Origin of the sequence: Arthrobacter sp. H20 (genome assembly GCF_000520515.1) — a bacterium.
In the GTDB taxonomy this organism is placed as follows: domain Bacteria; phylum Actinomycetota; class Actinomycetes; order Actinomycetales; family Micrococcaceae; genus Arthrobacter_D.
This window is the reverse complement of the sequence record NZ_KI914747.1, coordinates 13,219-19,917: the sequence shown is the minus strand read 5'-3', so window position 1 is coordinate 19,917 and position 6,699 is coordinate 13,219. Positions and strand designations below refer to the sequence as shown.

Sequence of the window (6,699 nt, the reverse complement as noted above, 5' to 3'; positions counted from 1 at the left end):
CGCTTCCGCGGCCGGCCCGGTCACCGCGCTCATATCCGAGGTGAGAGGTCAGCTCAGCGTCCATCCCGCGCTCAAGGACCGCCTTGACCAACTCCGGCAGGAATCCACCGACGCCCGTCAGAGACACACCGTCCTCATCGACCCGCGACATCAGCCGATCGATCACTTCATCGGAAAACAACTCCTTACGCAGTGCCCGCGCAGCAGGCACCGAGTCCGGCGCGATCCCTATGTTCTTTCCATCGGTCTCGGTCATGCTCACAATGAAACTCCTTCGTCTCAAGAAGACCGCTTACACAGACTATTTGACACCCCCCCGAAGCGTTCCGCTGGTCCGCGGCCCGGAAGGTCACCAAAACCGCGACGGTGTCCCTGCAGGGCAACACCTACCAGGTCGACCCGGGCCTGGCCGGCACCCGCGTCGAGCTGGTCTATGACCCGTTCGACCTGGCCGGGCCCGTCGCGGTCACCGCCGCTGGCGGCGTCCCGGCCGGGGAAGCTGTCCTGCTGGACATCCGCCGGCATGTCCACCCCAAGGCCGTCAACGCCGCCAAAGACGCCGACGCCGGAGCGAGGAACGCCGCCTCCGGGATCGATTATCTGCGCCTGGTCGAAACCCGCCACAAAACCGCGATGACCGGCGCCCCGATCAGCTACGACAAAATCACCACAGCCGCAGCGCCCGCCGCGGCCCGGATCACGGAAGAGGCCCTATGAGCATCGAGAACCTGCAGTCGCACTACGGCTTTACCCGCATGCCCTTCGGCCGCTCCATCCCGCCCCAGGCCCTGCACCCCCACCCCGGGCACCGTGAGGCCATCGCCCGGATCCAGTGGTGCATCAGTCAGCGCCAGATGGGGGTCATCACCGGGGAAGTCGGTGCCGGCAAGACCGTCGCCGTCCGCGCCGCACTGGCCCAGCTCGAGGCCTCCCGGCACCAGATGATCTATATCGCCGACCCCACGATCGGCATGCGCGGGATCCAGTCCCAGATCGTGACCGCCCTGGGCGGGACCCCTGCGTTCTACTCCGGGGTCCTCGCGCACCAGACCGCGTCCCTGCTCGCCGGGGAACTGGACGAACGATCGCGCCTGCCCGTGGTCGTGATCGACGAGGCCCACCTGCTGGGCAACACCGACCTGGAATCCCTCCGGATGCTCACCAACACCGAGATGGACACCGGCAGCCACTTCGCACTGCTGCTCGTCGGCCAACCCACCCTGCGCCGCCGGCTCAAACTCGCGGTCCTGGCCGCCTTGGACCAACGGATCTCCACCAGGTTCTCCATCACCGGCATGGACCTCGCCGCCACCGCGGACTACATCCGTCACCACCTCAAATACGCCGGCAGATCCGACACCCTGTTCTCCGACGACGCCGTCGCCGCGATCCACCAGGCCGCCCGCGGCTACCCCAGGGCCGTGAACAACCTCGCCGTCTCCGCCCTGATCGCGACCTACGCCGGCAACAAGGCCATCGTGGACCTCTCCGCGGCCCAGTCCGCGATCACCGAAAACAGCGAATAAAACCCGCCGTCACCAAAGACGGCCACCACGTCAACCTGACAACGAACGCCCCGCCGAAACCCGCCGGCGGGGCGTTTCCATGCCCGGCCCGCCGTCACCCGATATGACGCCGCCATCGTCAAATAACGCGATGGGTAACACTTACACAATCACCTTGACAGGCTCTCTCCGAACCCGACGGCACCACCCTGCTCAAAACCCTCACCTACACCGGGAAGGCCGGTCACGTCGATTCCCTCCCCCATGTCCTCACCGGGCACACCAAAAACGAAGTGTCCTGGCGGATCTCCGACCACTACCCCCTCTGGGCCGAATTCCGCCTCACACGCCCCTAACCACATCCCACCATGGAGATCCGGTATCCGCCCCAAGGTACCCGGCAGAGCATGACCTGCGAGCTATAAACAAGCACCGAGTACTGCGAAGCGGATAGTCCTTCCGCAAGCCACCCTGAAAGCAATATTGTGTGGACGTGACCCTTCCCGCCGGTACAGAGGTGGAGGACCCCGACGACTGGGGTCCGTGCATTTCCACGGCAGAGTGGAAACTGATGTACCTGCGGGGGCTACCACCAGAACAAATAGCCCGACTATGCCGGGTGCCAGCAAAACGGGTCCGCCGAGTCCTCCGAGCGTCCGAAAAAGCCCACCCTGAGCTGGCCAGTAAACGTCTGATACTCAATGATCGCCCCGCTCCGCCAACCGCTGCGAAGCTGCGCCGAAAACCACCGCGGGCTTCCTGGGACACCCACCTCGATGAAGTTAAAAACTTCCATCAACGGCACCAGCGGCTGCCTCGTATCCTTTCCAAAGACCCAGTGGAACAGCGTCTTGCCGTGTGGGTCGCCGGCCAACGCAAGCAAATTCGCAATGGATCGATAGATACTGCCCGGGAGGAGCTGCTAGGGGCTGCTCTCGGAGACTGGATAGGGCCTCCGCGGCCAACAGTAGAAACCAGCATGTGGGACCAACACCTGACCGAAGTGGCAAACGCGATCGCAGGTGAGGGGCGTCCACCCCGATTCCGGAGAGGTACCACCCGGCACGAAAACACTTTAGCGACCTGGCTGGTCACCCAACGTGGACTTCACCACCGCAACACCCTGGACCCGGCCCGGCAAGCCGCTTGGATGAGCAGATCCCGGGATGGGCTACCGCCTGGCGGTAGTCGCACAAACGTAGGTACACCACCATCACAAACGGGCACGAGTAGCGAGACAAATATCCTCGGCGTGTCGAGCCTCGGCAAAGAGTCTCCACCAATCCATCGTTATCGGACTCTCTCTATGACTTATCTCTGCCAGTAGTTTCCTCGGTCTACCTGAGATCGCCTGGAATGCCATGGGGTATGTTGATCAAAGGACGGCCTCGGTTACCGTTGTTCACTGTTCACCACATTTTCCGTCTGACCGCACGGCGAGCTACCACCAAAGGGCACTCGTTATGAACAGACAAGACGACGCACACTTCAACACCGCCGACCATGAAAAAGTGGTGCCAGTACACACCACTGGGCCAGGAATCGTTCGCTGAGTTCGAAAGCGTCCGAGCGTAGATCCGCCGGAGTGGACTTTCAGGCAGATCACAAACCACTAGCCGAGCTTCTTCACCGTGCGGGCGAAGGAGACCGGGATGCTTTCACCACGTTCTACCAACTCACATCGGGCCGGGTCTATGGTCTTGCGCGCCGAGTCATCATCGATACCGAGATAGCCCACGACGTCACCCAGGAAATCTTTCTGCTCGTCTGGCAGGACGCCCACAAATACAACCCCACAATCGGTAATCCCATGGCCTGGCTCATGACCATCACCCACCGCCGAGCCGTTGATAAAGTCCGCTCAGAACAAGCCAGAACCGACCGGGACGCACGCTGGGGTGTCGCCAACCACAGCCCGGACTACGACGTCGTAGCCGAAACCGTTACCACCAGAATAGAAGCCCAATCCGTCACCACCTGCCTGGGAAGCCTCTCTCCCGCCCAACGAGAAGCAATCAGCCTCGCCTACTACAACGGCCTGACCTACCGCGAAGTCGCCGAACGTCTGTCCATCCCGCTACCGACCATCAAAACCAGAATCCGAGACGGACTCAAACACCTGAGAACCTGCCTAGACGAGGGCCCAACCAAGTGACCCCTCTCCTTCAAAACCAGACAGCAAACATCGAGCAGACCCCCTCGATGGAAGAACCGGCACGGCGGCTCGCCGATCTTCAGTCAGCCCGCGCCCACCTGGCACGCACCGTCCTTAGCTTCTTGGCAGGATGCGTAAACACCGATTCGATCTGCGACCCCAGCGCGCACATCACACCAAATACACAACGACTACTCAGCGCAGCAATACGTGACTTAGTGGCCATAGACGATCAACTGGATGAATCCCGCAATCCGCTCCCCACACCCTTTCCCGAACGCGTTCAGTAGAAAGTAGAACCGATGGACCACAACAGTAGGATCACGCCAGAAGAGCTATTCCCGGCGGATCTAACCATCCTGGATGACACCGAGGTGGAAGTGCTCAACAGCAAGGTTCGCCGTGAACTGGACGCTGAATACCTCGATTCAAATCCTGAACCTGAAACTGAAGGACGACTAGAAGAACTCACTACCGAGCTCAACCGACGCGACCTCGTTACAGCACAACCACCGCACGAAACGGGCGACCCGCTGGAACCCACTACTCCCGATCGATAACCATCGTTTCCGGTCGGTCATATGCCCTTTCCCGAAGACGGCCGCACTGCATCGGTCAGAGACCCCTACCGGACAGGCGCTTCCCGGATTCTAGGTGCACCCTCGGTATTCCATGTGAAGAGCGTCAGATGCCAGAGGTGGGGCCGCTTAGGTGATGGATCGATTAACCCGCGCGCCCCTATGCGTTCCAAATCTTCACGGTATAGAAAGCCGATTCTCCGGCGAGCGTCGGCAAACTCTGGGTCGCATCCTGCTCGACGAGGCGCACGCGCTGTCGCGGAGACTCAGCGCAAACTCGTGAGTTTGAAAAGTAGCGGACTCTGTCGGCGTGGCCAAGGCCCCTCGCCTCCCGCCGGGATGCGTGACAGATAGTGGCCCGGGCAATTGGCTCCGCCGTGTGGCGAGGGTGCTCGTTCATCATGGCAGGTTCCCGATTACCACCTGAAACACAACGACGAGAAAGAATGCCTCGAGGCCGTGCATGATGACGGCCACCCATATTGATTGAAAGCGCTTCGTCGCCCAGGCGATGCCGAGCGAGCCGAGGATGAGGCTTGGCCAGTACCAGATCTTGTGCACGTGGTAGAGGGCGAAGAGCACGGTGTTGGCGACCCAGTCCCAGCGCCCAAAGACTCCGGACATGCGCGGCAGAAGCACTCCGCGAAAGAGCAGTTCTTCGCCTAGCAGGTAGTTGAACAGGGCGCTGGTGACTGCCAGTCCCAGGATCCACCATTGACCCTGTAGCGATGCATCGTCGAGGGCGGCGAACGTCGTGTACACGGGCTCGATGAGACGGGGATCCATTACTCCGGCCAGCCAACTGAGCCACGCTCCGTCCAGGCCTGTCGCAAGCAGGCCGCCCAATGCGTTCGCGGCCAGGGCGGGGATGATCCACAGCCAGAGAACGTGGCGGGGCTGCTTTGTCTTCGGGTGCAGGGGACGGTTGATCCACAGCCGCGTCTTCAGCACCGACCATTGCAGAGTTTTCAGCTCCAGCCGGAGCACGATGAGTGAAACCACGAACTGCCACATCATGCCGACGACCATCAGGATCCAGTAGATCAGCCCGGGGTTCATGGTGCTCCGAGCGATAAGGGCTGGCGCCACAACGAATGCGAGCAGGCCCATCGGCGCGGTCGCTGAGGCCCATATACCCAGGATGGTGACCAAGGAATATTGGGCCGAGTCTCCGCCTGAGCGTGGCGGAGCCGGTGATGTGTGGGGTGTTTTGACTGTCATGGTGTCAAGCCTCCCGCGGTGGGTGTAGTGCCGCATCACCACGCAGTCGCGAGAATGCTCGCGCGGCTACCCCCACAGGTGACCCCGTATACGCCTGTAGGGCGACGCGGCCGCACCGGTCTGCCGCTACTCTGAAGCCATGTTTCGAACCTCGCGCTTGGGCTTCGTGGTCGACGTCGCCCTCATGTTGGGGTTTCTTGCGATTGGGTGGTTCGGCGCGGCCGACGCGCCGGCGAGCGAACCTACCTACGAGTACCTGCCCCGCGACGGACTCTTTCTCGTCCTGCTGGTTGCCGCCACCGTGCCCGGCCTCGCGTGGCGACGCTGGCCGACTGCAGCGTTCGTGGTGTCTCTCGCCGCCTTGACCGCGCTGTGGTCGCTTGGGTACAACGCCAGCGGGGCGCTGTTGATTCTCTTGGTTGGCGCTTATTGGGTTTCAAGCACTCGACTGCTACGAGAGGCTGCACTGTGCGGTGCGCTGGTGCTCATCAGCGTGACGACCTTGCTATTCGTCAACGGTGCACCTTTTTCATTCTTTCAGTGGCTTGCGTCCATCGTCTCACTCGGCATGGTATTCGCGCTGGGTCGGTCGAGCCTGTTGCGTGGTGAGTTGGCGGATGCCCGTGCACAGGCTGTCGAAGAGTCAGCCTTGCGTCGGGCCGGCGAAGAGAGACTGCGCGTATCGGGCGAGCTGCACGACATAGTCGGGCACTCGTTGGGAATCATCGCAGTACAAGCGGGGGTGGGCAGGTACCTCATGGATCACGACCCAAAGCGCGCCGCCGATGCCCTCGATCACATTTCCGACGTCAGCCGCCGATCGCTCGAAGACATGCGCTCGGTAGTGGCGACCCTGCGTGGCGGCGGTACCAGCTACGAGCCTCTCCGGGGACTCGCTGACCTGCACGAACTTGTCAAGACGACGCGCTCGACCGGGCTGCAGGTGACGCTCACTCTAGATGGCGACGCCGATGCGATGCCCCGGCAAGTGGGTGCGGCCGTCTATCGTGTCGTGCGTGAGGCGCTCACCAACGTGATTCGGCACGCTGGCGCAACTCGCGTCGATGTATCCATTACCCTCGACGAGCGCCGCGTCGGGCTCACAGTTTGCGACGATGGTGAGGGAGCGGCCCCGCCACCCCTACGCGGCGCGGGGTCGGGCCACGGCATTGCGGTCATGCGCGAGCGGGCCGAGGCCTTGGGTGGCACTCTCTCGGCCGAGCCCCATCCTGCCGGCGGG

Annotated in this window: 5 protein-coding genes and 2 pseudogenes; 5 read left to right on the top strand and 2 right to left on the bottom strand. The window is 62.3% G+C overall.

Annotated features, from left to right (window positions below; translation table 11 throughout):
• A pseudogene (locus Y703_RS23180) lies at nucleotides 1-151 on the bottom strand (IS256 family transposase); the annotation flags it as partial.
• Nucleotides 152-336: 185 nt separating this feature from the next.
• On the opposite strand from Y703_RS23180, the pseudogene Y703_RS22730 reads away from it, so the two are divergent.
• From Y703_RS22730 to Y703_RS20015, 4 genes and pseudogenes are all read left to right on the top strand, one after another.
• Nucleotides 337-717: pseudogene (locus tag Y703_RS22730) on the top strand (Mu transposase C-terminal domain-containing protein); the annotation flags it as partial.
• The gene (locus Y703_RS0113685; protein WP_026553148.1) at nucleotides 714-1,526 is read left to right on the top strand and encodes an ExeA family protein; all 813 of its coding nucleotides are present in this window, start codon (nucleotides 714-716) and stop codon (nucleotides 1,524-1,526) included. The pseudogene Y703_RS22730 and the gene Y703_RS0113685, both read left to right, overlap by 4 nt.
• Nucleotides 1,527-3,090: 1,564 nt before the next feature.
• Nucleotides 3,091-3,660 (top strand): ECF RNA polymerase sigma factor SigK, encoded by a 570-nt coding sequence (gene sigK, locus Y703_RS0113670; protein ID WP_253908052.1) that lies wholly within the window; start codon nucleotides 3,091-3,093, stop codon nucleotides 3,658-3,660.
• A gap of 302 nt (nucleotides 3,661-3,962) precedes the next feature.
• Nucleotides 3,963-4,220: a hypothetical protein gene (locus Y703_RS20015; protein ID WP_051427600.1), complete on the top strand. Its 258-nt coding sequence runs from the start codon at nucleotides 3,963-3,965 to the stop codon at nucleotides 4,218-4,220.
• Nucleotides 4,221-4,637: 417 nt separating this feature from the next.
• Here the strand turns inward: Y703_RS20015 and Y703_RS0113660 are convergent, their stop codons facing one another.
• Nucleotides 4,638-5,459: a CPBP family intramembrane glutamic endopeptidase gene (locus Y703_RS0113660; RefSeq protein WP_026553144.1), complete on the bottom strand. Its 822-nt coding sequence runs from the start codon at nucleotides 5,457-5,459 to the stop codon at nucleotides 4,638-4,640.
• Nucleotides 5,460-5,598: 139 nt separating this feature from the next.
• Between Y703_RS0113660 and Y703_RS21020 the strand changes: the two genes are divergently transcribed.
• Nucleotides 5,599-6,699: sensor histidine kinase (locus tag Y703_RS21020; RefSeq protein ID WP_051427598.1), on the top strand; the 1,101-nt coding region annotated here is incomplete at its 3' end.

What these genes read in the sequence shown, in the direction of transcription:
- Y703_RS0113685 (WP_026553148.1), top strand. Translation starts at nt 714, where the DNA reads ATGAGCATCGAGAACCTGCAGTCGCACTACGGCTTTACCCGCATGCCC.
- Y703_RS20015 (WP_051427600.1), top strand. Translation starts at nt 3,963, where the DNA reads ATGGACCACAACAGTAGGATCACGCCAGAAGAGCTATTCCCGGCGGAT.
- Y703_RS0113660 (WP_026553144.1), bottom strand. Translation starts at nt 5,459, where the DNA reads ATGACAGTCAAAACACCCCACACATCACCGGCTCCGCCACGCTCAGGC.